The organism is Bacillus sp. FSL R5-0512 (genome assembly GCF_038593295.1).
Lineage (GTDB): Bacteria > Bacillota > Bacilli > Bacillales > Bacillaceae > Bacillus > Bacillus safensis.
The window spans coordinates 1,452,695-1,468,991 of the sequence record NZ_CP151982.1; the positions used below are offsets into that span (position 1 = coordinate 1,452,695).

The following is a 16,297-nucleotide window of genomic DNA, read 5'->3' on the forward strand; positions in this document are numbered from 1 at the left end:
GTGCTCATGTTGCATATAATACCATCATAAATTAACAAGAGATAAACGTTTGAAAGGGACACTCGCAGCTGTCACATGCGTAATAAAGCGAATCAGGGATGGTGGAAGCCTGACATTACGAGACGCTGCAATGAGATCACCCCTTTAGTTCCTTTTCTGAAAAAACCAGTAAGAAAAGGCGTCTGATCACGTTACGATTTTTGAGTGGATAAGCGGCTCTTTCATATCGCTTGTCTAAAAGGGTGGTACCGCGAGACAAGCCTTCTCGTCCCTTATGGGATGAGAGGGCTTTTTTTATTGTTTTTTAATCAGAATTTGCATGTGGAGGAATGGGTATGAACTACAAAGACACCTTATTAATGCCGAAAACAGAATTCCCGATGAGAGGGAACTTGCCGAACAAAGAGCCTGAAATCCAAGAGGAATGGGCAGAGAAAGACATCTATCAAATGGTTTTAGAGCGGACTAAAGGACGCCCGACGTTTATTTTGCATGATGGACCTCCATATGCGAATGGTGACATTCATATGGGGCACGCACTCAATAAAATCTTAAAAGATTTTATCGTCCGTTTTAAATCAATGAACGGGTACCATGCACCGTACGTACCGGGCTGGGATACACACGGGTTGCCAATTGAAACAGCTCTCACTAAAAATAAAAAAGTCAAACGCAAAGAAATGTCTACAGCAGAATTCCGCAAACTATGCGAGGAGTATGCTTGGAAGCAAATTGAAGGTCAGCGCAGCCAGTTTAAGCGATTAGGCGTCAGAGCAGACTGGGACAATCCATATGTCACATTAAAGCCTGAATACGAAGCGCAGCAAATTCTTGTCTTTGGTGAAATGGCGAAGAGAGGCTATATCTATAAAGGATTAAAGCCTGTTAACTGGTCTCCTTCAAGTGAATCAGCCCTCGCTGAAGCGGAAATTGAATATAAAGACAAACGTTCACCATCGATTTACGTTTCGTTTAAAGTAAAAGATGGCAAAGGCGTTCTTGAAAACGGCGAACAATTCATTATCTGGACAACAACACCTTGGACGCTTCCTGCAAACCTTGGCATTTGTGTTCATCCAAACTTAGAGTACAGTGTTCTTCAAGTAGGTGCTGAGCGATATGTTGTCGCATCTGAGCTCGTTGAACAAGTGGCAAAAACGCTTGGCTTTGAAGAGTATGAAGTCGTGAAAACATTAAAAGGAAAAGAATTAGATAACGTCGTTGCAGAGCATCCGATTTATGGTAGAGATTCCCTTGTGATGCTTGGCGACCACGTGACAACTGATGCGGGAACTGGCTGTGTTCACACAGCACCAGGCCACGGGGAAGATGACTTTATTGTCGGTATGAAATACGGTCTTGATGTGCTCTGTCCAGTAGATGAAAAAGGTGTGATGACAGATGAGGCGCCTGGTTTTGAAGGACTATTCTACGAGGATGCCAATAAAGCCATCACAGAACAGCTTGAAGCAAAAGGTGCGCTGAAAAAGCTCGACTTTATCACGCACTCCTACCCGCATGACTGGAGAACGAAAAAACCAACGATTTATCGTGCGACAGCTCAGTGGTTTGCATCCATTAAAGATTTTAGAGAAGCGTTATTAGACAATATTAAAGAAACAAAATGGGTTCCAGCATGGGGAGAAACACGCCTGTTCAATATGGTGCGTGACAGAGGTGACTGGTGTATTTCAAGACAGCGTGTATGGGGCGTTCCAATTCCAGTCTTTTATGCGGAAAATGGTGAGCCGATCATCACGGACGAAACCATTCAGCATGTATCTCAATTATTTAGAGAGCATGGCTCGAATATTTGGTTTGAAAAAGAAGCAAAAGAGCTATTGCCAGAAGGCTTTACACATCCAGGCAGCCCGAATGGTGAATTCACAAAAGAGCAGGACATCATGGATGTATGGTTTGATTCCGGTTCTTCTCACCAAGCTGTTTTAGAAGAAAGAGATGACCTAGTCCGTCCGGCAGATCTTTATCTTGAAGGCTCTGATCAATATCGCGGCTGGTTTAACTCCTCTTTATCAACAGCAGTTGCTGTTACTGGAAAAGCACCATATAAAGGGGTCCTAAGCCACGGCTTTACGCTTGATAAAGAAGGACGTAAGATGAGTAAATCATTAGGCAATACGATTGATCCAACGAAGGTCGCGAAGCAGCTTGGTGCAGAAATTCTTAGACTTTGGGTATCTTCTGTCAACTATCAAGCCGATCATCCAGTGTCTGATGATATTTTGAAACAAGTAGCAGAAGTCTATCGTAAAATCCGTAACACCTTCCGCTTCCTGCATGGAAACTTATTTGACTTTGACCCAGCAGTTAATGCCGTGCCAGTAGAAGAGCTTCGCGAAGTGGATCAATACATCATGATCAAATTAAACAAATTGATTGATAAAGTGAAAAAAGCCTATGATGATTACGAATTTGCGGTCGTCTATCATGCGATTCACAATTTCTGTACGATTGAGCTCAGCTCTTTCTATCTCGATTTTGCAAAGGATGTCGTCTACATTGAGCATGCCGATCATCCAGACCGCCGCAGCATGCAGACGGTCTTCTACGAAACATTAATGGCATTAGTGAAGCTGAATGCACCAATTCTTCCGCATACAGCAGATGAATTATGGAGCCACTTAAGCTTTGTTGAAGAGCCAAGTGTTCAGTTAACAGATATGCCAGAAGGTGTGCTAGTACCTCAAGCTGAAGCGACAGAAACGAAGTTTGACCGCTTTATGGAAGTACGTGACGATGTGCTAAAAGCGCTGGAGATTGCGCGTAACGAGAAAGTCATCGGACGTTCACTTGAAGCAAGTGTGACGCTTTATGCGACAGATGAAGTGAAAAACCTTCTTGCATCCATTAAAGAAGATGTGAAGCAGCTCTTTATCATCTCTGAATTAACGGTAGAAGATGAGCAGCATGCAGATACATCAGCGCCTGAATATACATCAGGACGAATTGTGGTTCAAAAAGCAGAAGGAGAACTGTGCGAGCGTTCCCGCATTTTTTCAAAAGACGTTGGGGCAAATCCGAAATACCCAACATTGTCGCTGAAAAATGCTGAAATCGTGGAGAAATATTACCAGAATTAACAGTGCGATATCACAAGCTGGCGCCCCGTCATATGCGGGGCGTTTTCTTTTATGAGAAAATGACAGCGTTTAGAACGAAAGGAAAAATCTTATGGCTTTAAAGTGACCAGTCGGGGCAACAATATGATTATCACGACAGGGCAGGAGTTGAAATAGCGACATGAATGGCGATCTAGAGACGATTTACACGGAACTCCTTCAAATGAAAGAAGAGCTGCAATCTAAACTGTTTGAATACGCATCATTTCGTTCACCCGCTGAGCATGTCACATTGAATGAGGTCAAAACGACCACGCTTCTTTATCACATCAAAGAAGAGCTACAAGATGTGTCTCTCGCTATTGCAAAAATTGAACAAGGAACCTATGGCATATGTGAGGCAACAGGAGATGTAATTCCGCTTGAACAAATGAGCATTCTTCCTACCGCCCGCACGGCTGACGACTTTTTATATCATAAGCAATACGAGAAAAAAGCATTCACTCCTTATCCTTACGAATCGAATGATTCTCATTTTGAAGCCTTCCACATGTAGGGAGGTTTTTGTCTGTCAACTAAAGTTTCTTTACTCCTTCCTGTTTTCTTGATAAAATGCTTAAAGATCAAAGTATGAAGATGGAGGAACGTGTGTGTTCTATTACATAATCGCATTCGTTATCATTTGTTTAGACCAATTAACAAAATGGCTCATTGTCAAAAATATGATGCTCGGTGATTCTGTTCCAGTCATTGATGGATTCTTTTATATCACGTCTCACCGAAATTCAGGAGCCGCATGGGGAATTCTCCAAGGGCAAATGTGGTTTTTCTATGTGATCACACTCGTTGTTATTGCGGGAATTGTTTATTACTTACAAAAACATGGACAAAAGGACAAGCTGCTGGGAGTAGCGCTGGCCTTAATGCTTGGCGGAGCGATCGGCAACTTTATTGACCGTATTTTCCGTCAGGAAGTGGTTGATTTTGCTCATTTCGTATTTGGGGATTATCACTACCCAATCTTTAATATTGCAGATTCTTCTCTTTGTGTAGGGGTTATTCTGCTCTTCATTCAAATGCTGTTAGATGGAAAGAAAAATAAGGAGTCAACTACATGAATCAAGTAAATATTGCCGTTTCAGAAGAACAAACGAGTGAACGGCTAGATAAATTTCTAAGCACGACAGAACCAGAATGGTCAAGAACCCAAGTCCAGCAATGGGTAAAAGATGGGCTGATCGAAGTAAACGGGAAACAAGTAAAGGCCAATTACAAAGTACAAGCTGGGGATCAAATCAAAGTGGAGATTCCAGATCCGGAAGCGCTAGATGTAGAAGCAGAACCAATGGATCTTGATATTTATTATGAGGATGCAGATGTGTTAGTCGTAAATAAACCACGAGGAATGGTCGTTCATCCAGCGCCGGGTCATGTGTCAGGAACACTTGTAAATGGACTGATGGCACATTGCAAAGACTTATCAGGGATTAACGGTGTGATGCGTCCTGGAATTGTCCACCGAATTGATAAAGATACGTCTGGGCTGTTAATGGTCGCGAAAAACGATATGGCACATGAGTCACTCGTCAATCAGCTGGTGGCTAAAACTGTTACAAGAAAGTATACGGCTGTTGTCCACGGTATTATCCAGCATGATACAGGCACAATTGATGCACCAATTGGCAGAGACAAAAAAGACCGCCAAAGCATGACGGTCACAAAAGAAAATGCAAAACAAGCCGTTACTCACTTTGATGTGATTGAACGCTTTAAAGACTTCACGGTTGTCGAATGCCGTCTTGAAACAGGAAGAACACACCAAATTCGTGTTCATATGAAATATATCGGCTACCCTCTTGCAGGAGATCCGAAATATGGGCCGAGAAAAACAGTCGATTTTAATGGACAGCTGCTGCATGCAGGTGTTTTAGGATTTGATCATCCTAGAACAGGAGAATATATCGAGTTCACAGCACCAATTCCAGCTGATATGCAGGCTTTTATCGATTCATTAAGAAATAACGATTGACAGGCCGTGCTTTTTCTGAAATAATAAACAAAGAAATTGAGATTCTTTAAAACAGTCCAGAGAGGCTGAGAAGGATAACGGATCAATTTGTGCACGCGTATGCACAAATGAACGCCCCTCTCTGCCCTTTGCAGAAGGGGCTTTTTATTTGTCAAAAAGAGGTGTAATAGATGGAACAAAAAGCAGTCATTCTTGATGAACAAGCGATTAGACGAGCGCTTACCCGAATTGCACATGAAATGATTGAGCGCAACAAAGGGATGAAGGATGTCATCCTTGCCGGGATCAAGACAAGAGGCATACATCTTGCAAAGCGCCTTGCAGAGCGCATCGAGCAAATTGAAGGGAATCCAGTCACTGTGGGTGAACTTGATATTACGCTATACCGTGATGACCTGACAAAAAAGACAGACAACCAAGACCCGCTTGTAAAGGGTGCAGACATACCAGCTGACATTAATGACAAAACACTTATTGTTGTTGACGATGTCCTGTTTACAGGCAGAACCGTCAGAGCCGCTATGGATGCCCTTGTGGATGTAGGAAGACCATCTTCCATTCAGCTGGCTGTGCTCGTTGACCGGGGACACCGGGAGCTGCCGATTCGAGCGGATTATATCGGGAAAAACATTCCGACTTCAAAAGCAGAGACAGTCATGGTTCAGCTCAATGAAGTAGATCAGAACGACCTTGTCGCTATATATGAAAAATAACCTTTTTAAATGCATTCCAGTGAGTTTGCAAAGAGGGCAATAACAGAGACACCGTGCACACGGCCAACATGACGTGTCTGGTTTATCTAGGCCTCTTTGCGCATACTCGCAAAGAGGCTTTTTTAATGAAAAAGGACACATCTAGGAGGAAAATCATGAGTCAGCAAAAAGCCAATTTAGGCATTCGAGATATCCCAAAACCATTCACATGGCTGTCACTTAGCCTTCAGCATTTGTTTGCGATGTTTGGTGCGACCATTCTTGTACCAAAAATCATTGATATGAGTCCAGCCGTCGCGCTCATCTCAAGCGGTGTGGGAACGATTGTTTACTTAATTATCACAAGAGGACAGATTCCGGCGTATCTTGGATCGTCCTTTGCCTTCATCGCCCCCATACTGAATGTTAAAGCAACGGGCGGCCCTGGAGCCGCAATGGTTGGCGCCTTCATGGCGGGTGTCGCTTATGCACTCATCGCCCTGTTCATTAAATGGCTCGGCACAGGCTGGCTGATGAAGCTTCTGCCGCCGGTTGTCGTAGGACCAGTCATTATGGTCATCGGACTCGGACTCGCTGGAACAGCAGTCAACATGGCGATGTATGTTGATCCGAATGCCACCGAGCTAGTTTACAGCCTCAAGCACTTAATGGTTGCTGGCTTCACACTGGCTGTGACCATTATTAGTATGATTTTCCTAAGAGGATTCCTTAGCTTAATCCCAGTATTAATCGGCATCATCAGCGGCTATCTCTTTGCCTTAACACAAGGCATCGTGAACTTCCAGCCGGTCATTGACGCAAAATGGTTTGCTGTACCAGACTTCGTCGTGCCATTTGTCGACTATACACCTGCTGTGACATTAAGCATTCTCACAGTGATGGTGCCGGTTGCCTTTGTCACAATGTCTGAGCATATCGGCCACCAAGTGGTGTTAAGTAAGGTCGTAGGACAAGATTTTATTAAAAAACCAGGTCTTCACCGTTCCATTTTAGGAGACAGTGCGGCAACGATCTTCGCTTCACTTATTGGCGGACCGCCAACAACAACTTATGGAGAGAACATTGGCGTACTTGCCATCACAAGAGTGTTCAGTATCTTCGTCATCGGCGGAGCAGCCGTGTTTGCGATCTGCTTCGGTTTTGTAGGAAAAATATCAGCATTAATCAGTACAGTGCCGTCCGCGGTGATGGGAGGCGTTTCGTTCCTGCTCTTTGGAATCATTGCTTCAAGCGGCCTGAGAATTCTGATTGATCATAAAGTGAATTTTGAAGAAAAGCGTAATCTCATTATCGCATCAGTCATCCTAGTCATTGGGATTGGCGGGGCATTCATTGAGGTGAAACAAATCAATCTCACCCTATCTGGAATGGCACTTGCTGCGATTACGGGTGTCCTGTTAAATCTGATCCTACCGCATCAAAAAGCAGAAGATGACAACTCAAATGAATCAAATACAGAAAACCTTTTAAAAGAAGTCCAGTGAGGCTGACAAGGGTTCTAAATGGAGCAGAATGCACGAAAGTGCCGCTGCTTCTTTTGGAGAACCCTAAGCTGCCGAGGCTTAGGGTTTTTTTGAACCTGAAAGTGATGAAAAACTAGAGGGGGAAGAAAAAATGAATGATTTATCGACAATGAGCAGCTTATCAAAAGAAGAGATATTACAGCTGATTGAAGAAGCAGCTGCACTCAAAAAGGGGAAACAAGAACATGGATTAGCCGGAGAATTTGTGGCAAACCTCTTCTTTGAACCAAGCACAAGAACACGTTTTAGCTTCGAAGTAGCCGAGAAGAAACTTGGGATGAATGTCCTGAGCTTAGATGCGGCTAGCACCTCCGTTCAAAAGGGCGAAACACTTTACGATACGGTAAAAACTCTCGAATCGATCGGAGTAAAGGCATGTGTGATCAGAGACAGCACCGATGAATATTATAACGAGCTGATTGGGAAGGTTGGAATTCCCATCATCAATGCAGGAGATGGCTGCGGACAGCATCCAACCCAATCACTGCTTGACCTCATGACCATCTTTGAAGAGTTTAGCGGCTTTGAAGGCTTAACGATTTCGATTCATGGAGACATCAAACATAGCAGGGTGGCAAGATCAAATGCTGAGGTTCTCTCAAGGCTGGGAGCGACAGTCCTCTTTTCAGGGCCTGCTTCCTTCCAGGATGAACAAAACCCTCACGGAACCTATGTCCAAGTAGATGAAGCCATCGCACAATCTGATGTGGTGATGCTGCTTAGAATCCAGCATGAACGGCACGCTGAAAAAATGGGCAGTGAAGATTACTTATCAACTTATGGATTAACAGTAGACAGAGCAAACAAAATGAAAGAACGCGCGATTATTATGCATCCAGCACCAGTAAACAGAGGTGTTGAAATAGATGATTCATTAGTAGAGTCCAAGCAGTCAAGGATTTTCAAACAAATGGAAAATGGTGTTTATATCCGAATGGCCGTATTAAAAAGAGCTTTTCAAAATAGCACACTACATCAAAAAGGGAGAGATTCTGTCTATGTCATATCTCATTAAAAACGGTTTTATCTTAACAAGCACAGGTGAAAGAGTGCAGCAGGATATTAGGGTAAAAGGAAAAGTGATTCAAGCGATTGGTCACCTAGAAAGAGAAGACGGAGAAGAGGTTATTGATGCAGCAGGGCTATTTGTGTCACCAGGCTTGATCGATCTGCATGTGCATTTAAGAGAGCCGGGCGGAGAGAAAAAGGAAACGATTGAAACAGGCTCTAAAGCAGCCGCAAGAGGCGGATATACGACGATTGCAGCGATGCCGAATACAAGGCCGGTTCCAGATACAAAAGAGCAAATGGAATGGCTGATGAATCGAATCGAAGAGACCTCATCTGTGAGAGTGCTGCCATACGCCTCCATCACAACGAGACAAATTGGGGAAGAGATGACGGATTTTGCAGCATTAAAAGAAGCAGGCGCCTTTGCTTTTACAGATGACGGTGTCGGCATCCAAACAGCAGGCATGATGTACGAAGCGATGAAACAGGCAGCAAGTCTTGATCAAGCGATTGTGGCGCACTGTGAAGATAACTCGCTCATTTACGGCGGGTGCGTTCATGAAGGAGAATTTTCAAAAGCAAATGGGTTAAACGGAATACCGTCCATTTGTGAATCGGTGCATATTGCAAGGGATGTTCTTTTAGCAGAAGCAGCGAACTGTCATTATCATGTATGTCATATCAGTACGAAAGAATCTGTGCGGGTCGTACGCGATGCAAAAAAAGCAGGCATCCGTGTGACGGCTGAGGTGTCACCGCATCACCTGCTGTTGTGTGATACGGACATTCCAGGTCTTGACACAAATTATAAAATGAACCCGCCGCTCAGAGGAAAAGAAGATCGCGAGGCATTGATCGAGGGACTGTTAGATGGAACGATTGATTTCATCGCAACAGACCATGCGCCGCATACAGAAGAAGAAAAGAACGAAACCATGCAGCGTGCCCCGTTTGGAATTGTGGGACTTGAAACAGCGTTCCCGCTTCTGTATACACGATTTGTCAAAACAGGCGAATGGACATTAAAAGAACTCGTTGATTATATGACAATCAAACCAGCAGAAGCATTTTCTCTTCCATACGGAAAGCTTGAAGAAGGACACATAGCTGATATCACACTCATTGATTTAAACAAAGAAATGGCAATCGATAAAACAAGCTTCTTATCTAAAGGGCAAAATACACCGTTTGACAAATTGACTGTATCAGGATGGCCGGTCATGACACTTGCATCTGGGAAAGTCGTTTATGAAGAGGGGAGACTAGTAAAATGAAGAGACGCTTAGTGCTAGAAAACGGAACAGTATTCGAAGGAACAGGCTTTGGCAGCTTAGAACCATCAGTCGGAGAAGTCGTCTTTAATACAGGGATGACGGGCTATCAAGAAATTTTATCTGATCCATCATACTGCGGACAAATTGTCACACTGACTTACCCGCTTATCGGCAACTATGGCATTAACCGTGATGATTTTGAATCGATCACACCGTTTGTGAAAGGGCTGATTGTGAAAGAGCTTTGTGAAAAGCCCTCAAACTGGCGCTCTTCATACTCACTCGATGAATATTTAAAAATGAAAAACATTCCGGGGCTGAGCGGAATCGATACACGGAAGCTGACTCGAATGATTCGAAGTGCAGGGACTTTAAGAGGCGCGTTTGCAGGACCTGATGAACAAGTAGAAGACGTTGTCCGCCGCCTTCAAACATTGCAGCTGCCAACAGATCAAGTGAGTCAAGTATCTGTGAAAAATGCGTACCCAAGCCCAGGCAGAGGAAAAAGAATTGTCCTTGTCGATTTCGGCATGAAGCACGGCATTTTGCGCGAGCTCAATAAACGTGACTGCGACGTCATTGTGGTGCCATACAACATCACTGCAGATGAAGTGCTGCAGCTAAAGCCTGATGGCATCATGCTTTCAAACGGACCTGGAGATCCCGTGGATGTACCAGAAGCCGTTGAGATGATTCAGCAATTGATTGGAAAGGTGCCGCTCTTTGGTATATGCCTCGGGCATCAATTATTTGCTCTAGCGTGCGGTGCAAGCACAGAAAAAATGAAATTTGGCCACAGAGGATCAAACCATCCAGTGAAAGAACTAGCAACTGGCAAGGTGACACTGACGTCTCAAAACCACGGCTACACGGTTAGCAGTATTAACGAAGACGTGCTCGAAGTCACACATATTGCCCTAAACGACAATACGATTGAAGGATTAAAACATAAAGAAGCACCAGCATTCACTGTTCAGTACCACCCAGAAGCATCACCGGGTCCAGAAGATGCAAACTACTTATTTGACCAGTTCATGGAAATGATTCATACGACTGAGAAAGAAGGGGAAGAAGTATGCCAAAACGCGTAGACATCAAAAAGATTTTAGTAATCGGATCAGGTCCTATCATCATCGGTCAGGCAGCGGAGTTTGACTATGCAGGCACACAGGCTTGCTTAGCACTAAAAGAAGAGGGCTATGAAGTCGTTCTTGTCAACTCTAACCCTGCAACCATCATGACAGATACAGAAATGGCTGATAAGGTATACATCGAACCACTGACACCAGAATTTTTAACACGAATCATTCGAAAAGAACGCCCTGATGCGATCCTGCCAACCCTTGGCGGGCAAACTGGATTAAACCTTGCAGTTGAATTATCAGAGCTTGGCGTATTAGCTGAATGCGGCGTTGAAGTACTCGGTACAAAGCTGTCAGCCATCCAAAAAGCAGAGGATAGAGATTTATTCCGTAATTTAATGAATGAACTAAATGAGCCAGTACCAGAAAGTGAAATCATTCATAACCTTGAAGAAGCGATGGCGTTCACGGATCAAATCGGTTTCCCTGTCATTGTCAGACCAGCCTATACATTAGGCGGAACGGGCGGCGGTATTTGTACAAACGAGCAAGAACTGAAGGAAATCGTTGAAAACGGTCTGAAGCTTAGCCCAGTCACACAATGCTTACTTGAAAAAAGCATTGCCGGCTTTAAAGAAATTGAATATGAAGTCATGCGAGACAGCGGTGACCATGCAATCGTTGTTTGTAACATGGAAAACTTTGACCCTGTCGGCATCCATACAGGTGACAGTATTGTTGTAGCACCAAGCCAAACGTTAAGTGACCGAGAATATCAGCTGCTTCGAAATGTGTCGCTTAAGCTGATCCGTGCACTTGGCATTGAAGGCGGCTGTAATGTTCAGCTGGCACTTGATCCAAACAGCTTTCAATACTATATCATCGAGGTAAACCCGCGTGTGAGCCGTTCCTCTGCGCTTGCGTCGAAAGCGACAGGCTATCCAATAGCCAAATTGGCAGCGAAAATTGCTGTCGGCTTAACGCTTGATGAAATGATGAACCCAGTCACAGGTAAAACCTATGCAGCCTTCGAGCCGGCACTTGACTATATCGTTTCTAAAATACCGCGCTGGCCGTTCGATAAATTTGAATCTGCGAACAGACGTCTTGGTACGCAAATGAAGGCAACTGGTGAAGTCATGGCGATCGGCCGCACATTAGAAGAGTCTCTTCTAAAAGCTGTACGTTCACTTGAAGCCGATGTGCATCACATTGAATTAAAAGATGAAGCAGACATCACAAATGAAGTGCTTGAAAAGCGGATTATCAAAGCGGGAGACGAACGATTATTTTATATCGCTGAGGCACTTAGAAGAGGCTATACAGTCGAACAAATACATGAATTCTCAAAAATTGATTACTTCTTCCTTCATAAGCTGGAAGGCATCATCGTCTTTGAGAAGACATTAAAAGAAAACAAAGGCAATACAGACGTATTAAAAGAAGCAAAAGAAAAAGGCTTCTCAGATATCTACATTAGCCGCGAGTGGAATATGAACGAAGCGGATGTCTACAAGCTAAGACAAGAAGCAGGCATTGTACCTGTATACAAAATGGTGGATACATGTGCAGCAGAATTTGAATCAGAGACACCATATTTCTACAGCACGTATGAAGATGAAAATGAATCAGAACGGACTGACAAGAAAAGCGTCATCGTATTAGGTTCAGGTCCTATCCGAATTGGACAAGGAGTTGAATTTGATTATGCGACCGTTCATTCTGTGTGGGCAATTAAACAAGCAGGCTATGAAGCGATCATTATTAACAACAACCCTGAAACGGTCTCAACAGACTTTAGTATTTCAGATAAGCTTTACTTTGAACCACTCACTGTAGAAGATGTCATGCACATCATCGACCTTGAACAGCCTGAAGGAGTCGTTGTTCAGTTCGGCGGACAAACGGCGATCAACCTAGCAGACGAATTATCAAATAGAGGGGTTAAAATTCTTGGAACTTCTCTAGAAGACCTAGACCGCGCAGAAAACCGGGACAAGTTTGAACAAACGTTAGAAACACTCGGTGTGCCGCAGCCTAAAGGGAAAACAGCAACGTCTGTGCCTGAAGCTGTAGCGATTGCCAATCAAATCGGCTACCCAGTCCTTGTCCGTCCTTCCTATGTATTAGGCGGCCGCGCGATGGAAATTGTGTATCAAGAAGCTGAGCTTCTTCACTACATGGAGAATGCAGTGAAGGTCAACCCGCAGCATCCGGTGTTAATTGACAAGTATTTGACAGGAAAAGAAATTGAAGTAGATGCCGTGTCTGATGGAGAAACTGTCGTGATCCCAGGCATTATGGAACACATTGAAAGAGCCGGAGTTCACTCTGGTGACTCGATTGCGGTCTATCCGCCGCAAACATTGTCTGAGGACATCAAAGCGAAGATCGCAGAATACACGATCAAGCTTGCCAAAGGACTCAACATTATTGGGCTTTTGAACATACAATTTGTCCTATCAAAAGGTGAAGTGTATGTACTTGAAGTGAACCCGAGATCAAGCCGGACGGTTCCTTTCTTAAGTAAAATTACAGGCATTCCGATGGCAAACCTTGCGACAAAAGTCATCTTGGGGGACAAACTCAAAAATTATGGCTACGAAGAAGGGCTTCATACAGAGCAAGAAGGAGTGTACGTCAAAGTTCCAGTCTTCTCTTTTGCAAAATTAAGAAGAGTGGATATTACACTCGGGCCTGAAATGAAATCAACAGGTGAGGTCATGGGGAAAGATGTCACGATCGAAAAAGCCTTATATAAAGGATTGATTGCATCAGGCATTCAAATTCCTAAAGACGGAACAGTTCTTCTGACAGTGGCTGATAAGGATAAAGAAGAAGGACTTGAGATCGCAAGAAGATTCCATTCGATCGGCTATCATATTTTAGCAACAGAAGGAACGGCGAATTATTTAAAACAAGCCTCCATTCCATCAAGTGTGGTCGGCAAAATTGGAGAAGAAGGCAAAAATCTTCTCGATGTCATTCGAAACGGGGAAGCCCAATTCGTGATCAACACATTAACAAAAGGAAAACAGCCGGCAAGAGACGGCTTTAGAATTAGACGTGAATCTGTTGAAAACGGAGTGGCCTGCTTAACGTCCCTAGACACAGCAGAAGCCATTTTACGAGTGCTTGAGAGCATGACATTTAGAGCGGATGAAATGCCAGAAGTGAAAACGAATGCTGAGGTGACAGTAACGATATGAAAAAAGCATACTTGACGGTCGTCTCGAACCGAGAGATCGCTGATCATATTTACGAAATGACATTAAAAGGTGACCTTGTGGACTCCTTTCAAACGGCTGGACAATTTCTTCATCTAAAGGTCAGTGAATCCATGACACCGCTGCTGAGAAGACCGATCAGTATTGCCAACATTCTTGCCGAGCAAAAAGAAGCAACCATCATTTACCGCGCAGAAGGAGAGGGCACAAAGCTCCTCTCCCAAAAGCGGGAGGGAGAATCAGTAGATGTATTAGGGCCGCTTGGAAACGGGTATGATCCTTCAGTCGTCAAGCCCGGAGAGACGGCATTACTAGTCGGCGGCGGAATTGGCGTACCGCCTCTATATGAACTGTCCAAGCGTTTAACGAAAAAAGGCGTCATCGTAAAGCATGTCCTCGGCTTTCAATCGAAAAAGGATGTATTTTACGAGGAGAAATTTCAAGCACTCGGCGATACGTTTATTGCAACGGTTGATGGCACATACGGTGCTAAAGGCTTTGTAACAGATGTGATAAAAGAGCAAAACCTGAGCTTTGATGTGCTGCTCTCCTGCGGTCCGACACCTATGCTAAAAGCGCTGAAAGACACGTATCCTGATAAGCCCGTCTACATTTCGATGGAAGAACGAATGGGCTGCGGGATTGGTGCCTGCTTTGCATGTGTCTGTCATACCGATCAGCTCGACAAACCTTACGTCAAAGTCTGTCTTGATGGACCTGTTTTTAAAGCAGAGGAGGTGGCATTGTCATGCTAAACGTTGAGTTACCGGGATTATCTTTAAAGAATCCAATTATCCCTGCATCAGGCTGCTTTGGATTTGGGAGAGAATTTGCATCCTTATATGACCTATCATTACTGGGCGGTATCATGATCAAAGCCACAACCCTTGAACCGAGATTTGGCAATCCGACACCAAGGGTAGCCGAGACAGGAGCCGGTATGCTCAATGCAATCGGACTTCAAAACCCAGGTCTAAAAGGCGTGCTTGAAAATGAATTGCCTTGGCTCGAGCAGTTTGATACACCTATTATTGCGAATGTTGCTGGCTCACAGGTCGAAGATTATGTTGAGGTAGCCAAGCAAATCAGCCAAGCCAAAAATGTTCATGCCCTTGAACTGAATATTTCTTGCCCAAATGTTAAAACAGGCGGGATCGCCTTTGGTACAGATCCAAATATGGCGGCGTCATTAACAAAAGCAGTCAAGGAAGTCTCTTCTGTTCCTGTCTATGTCAAACTGTCACCTAACGTAGCCAATATTGTGGAGATTGCTCAAGCGATAGAAGCTGCTGGAGCGGATGGACTCACCATGATTAACACATTAATTGGGATGCGTTTAGATTTAAAAACGGGGAAACCCATTCTTGCCAATAAAACAGGCGGATTATCAGGACCAGCTGTCAAACCTGTCGCTGTGCGTATGGTGCATGAGGTGAGTCAAGCGGTTTCTATTCCAATTATCGGGATGGGCGGAGTGCGAAGTGCTGAAGATGTACTTGAATTTTTACTAGCAGGTGCAAGTGCAGTAGCTGTCGGTACAGCCAATTTTGTGAATCCATTTATTTGTCCGGAAATCATTGAAGAGCTGCCAAATGTGTTAGCAGCATATGGTTATTCATCTGTAGAGGAATGTATCGGAAGGAGCTGGAAACATGAAGCACTTGCCCATCATCGCGCTTGATTTTCCATCAGGGCAGGAGGCGCTTGCCTTTTTAGATCCCTTTGAAGGGACACCATTATTTGTGAAGGTCGGCATGGAGCTGTTTTACCAAGAAGGACCTGCCATCCTTGATGAGCTGAAAGAAAAAAATTGCCGCATTTTTCTCGATTTAAAATTACATGACATTCCAACAACGGTGCAAAAAGCGATGAACCGTCTTGCCGCACTTGGCGTTGATTTGGTCAATGTGCATGCTGCTGGCGGGAAACGAATGATGCAGGCTGCATTAGAGGGACTTGAAAGCGGGACTCCTGCTGGACAAAGCCGCCCAGGCATTATTGCAGTGACCCAGCTGACTAGTACGTCAGAAGACATGATGAGAAAAGAATTACTCATTGACCGTCCGCTGCAAGAGACTGTTATCCGGTACGGTCAATTAGCATATGAAAGTGGGCTGGACGGGGTTGTTTGCTCTGTTCATGAATCTAAAGCACTTCATGAACATATCTCACCCTCCTTTCTCACTGTAACGCCAGGAATTCGCTTACCAAATGATCAAACCGACGACCAACAGCGTGTGGCGACACCTGCCTATGCAAAAGAGCAAGGTGTTTCACAAATCGTTGTCGGAAGATCAATCACAAAAGCGGATAAACCAATAGAAGCCTATCATCAAATTTTGAAAGAGTGGGAGTGAC

13 protein-coding genes are annotated in these 16,297 nt (G+C 44.2%); all 13 read left to right on the forward strand.

All coding sequences use genetic code 11. From position 1 onward, the window contains the following. Window positions 1–335 precede the first annotated feature (335 nt). The 13 genes from ileS (at window position 336) to pyrF (ending at window position 16,296) form a co-directional block, all read left to right on the forward strand. Complete coding sequence (ileS, locus tag NSQ25_RS07410; protein ID WP_342497917.1) at window positions 336–3,101, forward strand: isoleucine--tRNA ligase; 2,766 nt, start codon at window positions 336–338, stop codon at window positions 3,099–3,101. Between the two features lie 160 nt (window positions 3,102–3,261). Continuing rightward, window positions 3,262–3,636 carry a hypothetical protein gene (locus tag NSQ25_RS07415; protein ID WP_024424237.1) on the forward strand — a complete coding sequence of 125 codons (375 nt, stop codon included), beginning with the start codon at window positions 3,262–3,264 and terminating at the stop codon, window positions 3,634–3,636. Between the two features lie 94 nt (window positions 3,637–3,730). Then, a complete protein-coding gene (gene lspA / locus NSQ25_RS07420) occupies window positions 3,731–4,198 on the forward strand; it encodes a signal peptidase II (RefSeq protein ID WP_024424236.1) in 468 nt (155 codons plus the stop codon). Beyond that, entirely contained in the window at window positions 4,195–5,109 is a 915-nt protein-coding gene (locus tag NSQ25_RS07425; RefSeq protein ID WP_024426940.1) for an RluA family pseudouridine synthase, read from the forward strand. The genes lspA and NSQ25_RS07425 overlap by 4 nt, the downstream gene beginning before the upstream one ends. A gap of 170 nt (window positions 5,110–5,279) precedes the next feature. After that, window positions 5,280–5,822, forward strand: coding sequence for a bifunctional pyr operon transcriptional regulator/uracil phosphoribosyltransferase PyrR (pyrR, locus tag NSQ25_RS07430; RefSeq protein ID WP_024424234.1), 543 nt, complete (start codon window positions 5,280–5,282; stop codon window positions 5,820–5,822). 155 nt (window positions 5,823–5,977) lie between these two features. Continuing rightward, a complete protein-coding gene (locus NSQ25_RS07435; RefSeq protein ID WP_025092549.1) occupies window positions 5,978–7,306 on the forward strand; it encodes a solute carrier family 23 protein in 1,329 nt (442 codons plus the stop codon). Window positions 7,307–7,436: 130 nt separating this feature from the next. After that, window positions 7,437–8,360, forward strand: coding sequence for an aspartate carbamoyltransferase catalytic subunit (locus NSQ25_RS07440; protein WP_144496627.1), 924 nt, complete (start codon window positions 7,437–7,439; stop codon window positions 8,358–8,360). After that, on the forward strand, window positions 8,344–9,630 hold the full coding sequence (locus tag NSQ25_RS07445; RefSeq protein WP_024424231.1) for a dihydroorotase: 1,287 nt from the start codon (window positions 8,344–8,346) through the stop codon (window positions 9,628–9,630). The genes NSQ25_RS07440 and NSQ25_RS07445 overlap by 17 nt, the downstream gene beginning before the upstream one ends. After that, complete coding sequence (locus NSQ25_RS07450) at window positions 9,627–10,721, forward strand: carbamoyl phosphate synthase small subunit (protein ID WP_024424230.1); 1,095 nt, start codon at window positions 9,627–9,629, stop codon at window positions 10,719–10,721. Before NSQ25_RS07445 ends, NSQ25_RS07450 begins: the two co-directional genes overlap by 4 nt. After that, complete coding sequence (carB, locus tag NSQ25_RS07455) at window positions 10,706–13,921, forward strand: carbamoyl-phosphate synthase (glutamine-hydrolyzing) large subunit (protein ID WP_065214333.1); 3,216 nt, start codon at window positions 10,706–10,708, stop codon at window positions 13,919–13,921. The genes NSQ25_RS07450 and carB overlap by 16 nt, the downstream gene beginning before the upstream one ends. After that, window positions 13,918–14,694: a dihydroorotate dehydrogenase electron transfer subunit gene (locus NSQ25_RS07460; protein WP_144496629.1), complete on the forward strand. Its 777-nt coding sequence runs from the start codon at window positions 13,918–13,920 to the stop codon at window positions 14,692–14,694. Before carB ends, NSQ25_RS07460 begins: the two co-directional genes overlap by 4 nt. Further along, the gene (locus NSQ25_RS07465; protein ID WP_070325795.1) at window positions 14,688–15,620 is read left to right on the forward strand and encodes a dihydroorotate dehydrogenase; all 933 of its coding nucleotides are present in this window, start codon (window positions 14,688–14,690) and stop codon (window positions 15,618–15,620) included. Before NSQ25_RS07460 ends, NSQ25_RS07465 begins: the two co-directional genes overlap by 7 nt. Continuing rightward, window positions 15,592–16,296, forward strand: coding sequence for an orotidine-5'-phosphate decarboxylase (gene pyrF / locus NSQ25_RS07470; protein ID WP_081124358.1), 705 nt, complete (start codon window positions 15,592–15,594; stop codon window positions 16,294–16,296). Before NSQ25_RS07465 ends, pyrF begins: the two co-directional genes overlap by 29 nt. Window position 16,297: the final 1 nt, after the last annotated feature.